The 2055-nt window shown below is 63.1% G+C and carries 2 protein-coding genes; both read left to right on the top strand.

Features of this window, described 5'->3' with window-relative positions; translation table 11 throughout:
- Positions 1 to 2: 2 nt before the first annotated feature.
- Positions 3 to 1019, top strand: a complete 1017-nt coding sequence (locus GPA21_RS20055; protein WP_168989828.1) for an ABC transporter permease — start codon at positions 3 to 5, stop codon at positions 1017 to 1019.
- Positions 1020 to 1026: 7 nt separating this feature from the next.
- Positions 1027 to 1959: an ABC transporter permease gene (locus tag GPA21_RS20050; RefSeq protein WP_168989827.1), complete on the top strand. Its 933-nt coding sequence runs from the start codon at positions 1027 to 1029 to the stop codon at positions 1957 to 1959.
- The last annotated feature ends 96 nt before the right edge of the window (positions 1960 to 2055 follow it).

The raw sequence follows: 2055 nt of genomic DNA, 5'->3' as shown, positions 1-2055 counted from the left end.
ATCTGTCACCGCTGTTCGAGGTGGTGGTGATGCTGCTGGCCGGCCTGGTGATCTTCTCGGCACTGGGCAAGGATCCGATACAGGGCTTTCGTCTCTTCTTCTTCAACCCGGTGCGCAACCTCTACGGTGTATCCGAATTGTTGCTCAAAGCCGCGCCACTGATGCTTTGCGCGGTGGGGCTTGCGATAGGCTTTCGCGCCAACGTATGGAACATCGGCGCCGAGGGGCAGTTCATCTTCGGCGCGATTGGTGCCAGCGGCGTGGCGCTGTACTTCAAGGGAAGCGGCGGGCCGCTGCTGCTGCCGGCAATGCTGTGCGCCGGCGCACTGGCGGGTGCAGCCTGGGCTGCAATCCCGGCGCTGCTACGCACCCGCTTCAACGCCAATGAGATACTGGTGACGTTGATGCTGGTCTATGTCGCGCAGCTATATGTCTCCTGGCTGGTGTTCGGTCCGTGGCGCGACCCGATGGGTTTCGGTTTCCCGCAAACCGAGATGTTCGGGCGCGACGCACGGCTACCCAACATTCTTGCCGGCACCCGCCTGAATGCGGGGATTTTCATCGCGCTCGGCGTACTGGTCGCCGGCTACCTGTTCATGCAGTTCAGCTATACCGGATACAAGATGCGGGTCGCCGGCGAGGCGGCGGGTGCCGCACGCTATGCGGGCTTTTCCGCCTCGAAGACGGTCTGGATCGGCTTGCTTTGCGGCGGCGGCGCTGCAGGTATCGCCGGCATGACCGAAGTCGCCGGTCCGATGGGCCAACTCACCGACAGAGTGAGCCTGGGGTACGGCTTCGCAGCGATCATCGTCGCCTTCGTCGGCCGCCTCAACCCGATCGGCATCGCGCTGGCGAGCCTGCTGATGGCCTTGCTGTTCCTCGGCGGGGAACAGGTTCAACAGCATATGAATCTGCCGAGTTCGATTTCGATGGTGTTCCAGGGCATGTTGTTGTTCTTCCTGCTCGGCGCCGACGTGTTCATCAACTACCGGCTGCGCTTCGGCCGGATGGCGAGGTGACGGAACGATGGACCCGAACCTGATCACCGCCATCCTGTTCGCAACGGTCGTGGCCGGCACCCCGCTGATCATCGTCGCGCTTGGCCTTCTGGTTAACGAGCGAGCCGGCGTGCTCAATCTCGGCTCGGAGGGGATGATGGCCATGGGCGCGGTGTTCGCCTTTGCAATCACCCATCACACCGGTAATCCCTGGATAGGCGCACTCGCCGGCATCGCCGCCGGCATGGCGATCTCGCTGGTGTTCGGTTTCCTTACCCTGACACTGCAAGCCAATCAGGTCGCCACCGGGCTGGCGCTGGCAATATTCGGTGTCGGCCTGTCGGCCTTTATCGGCAAACCCTACGAGGCGGTCGCGCTGCAGGCAGTGCCGCCAGTGCGGATTCCCTTCATCGCGGATATTCCGGTGATCGGCGAAGCGCTCTACAACCAGCAGTTGATGGTCTACATCTCATGGGCGCTTTTCTGGGCTGTGCTGTGGTTTCTCTACCGCAGCCGAGCCGGGCTGGTGCTGCGCGCGGTCGGGGAGTCGCCGGCCTCGGCGCACGCAATCGGCCACCCGGTGATCCTCATTCGTTATCTTGCAGTGCTCTTCGGCGGTGCGATGGCGGGCCTCGGCGGCGCGTTCCTGTCGGTGTTCTACACACCGATGTGGGTCGAGGGCATGGTCGCCGGTCGCGGCTGGATCGCGCTCGCGCTAGTGGTGTTCGCCACGTGGCGTCCCTTCCGGGTGCTCGTCGGCGCATATCTCTTCGGAGGCGTGATGATCACCCAGCTCTTCATCCAGGGCTCGGGGCTGCAGATCGATTTCCCCTCGCAGTTTCTGTCGTCACTACCGTACTGGGCGACGATCATCGTGCTCGTGCTGATCTCGCGCAATCCGACTCTCATTCGCCTGAACTCGCCGGCTTCGTTGGGCAAGCCCTACCGGCCGGATGCCTGACCCCCATGACATCACTGCAACAACCACAAGGAGAAACAACAATGACCCACATGCGTCGCTTCATGCTGGCCGGGGCAGCCGCCCTGATGCTGGCCC

The sequence above is a fragment of the Azoarcus taiwanensis genome, from assembly GCF_012910885.1.
Classification (GTDB): Bacteria; Pseudomonadota; Gammaproteobacteria; order Burkholderiales; family Rhodocyclaceae; genus Azoarcus_F; species Azoarcus_F taiwanensis.
This window is presented reverse-complemented; position numbering and strand designations above follow the sequence as displayed.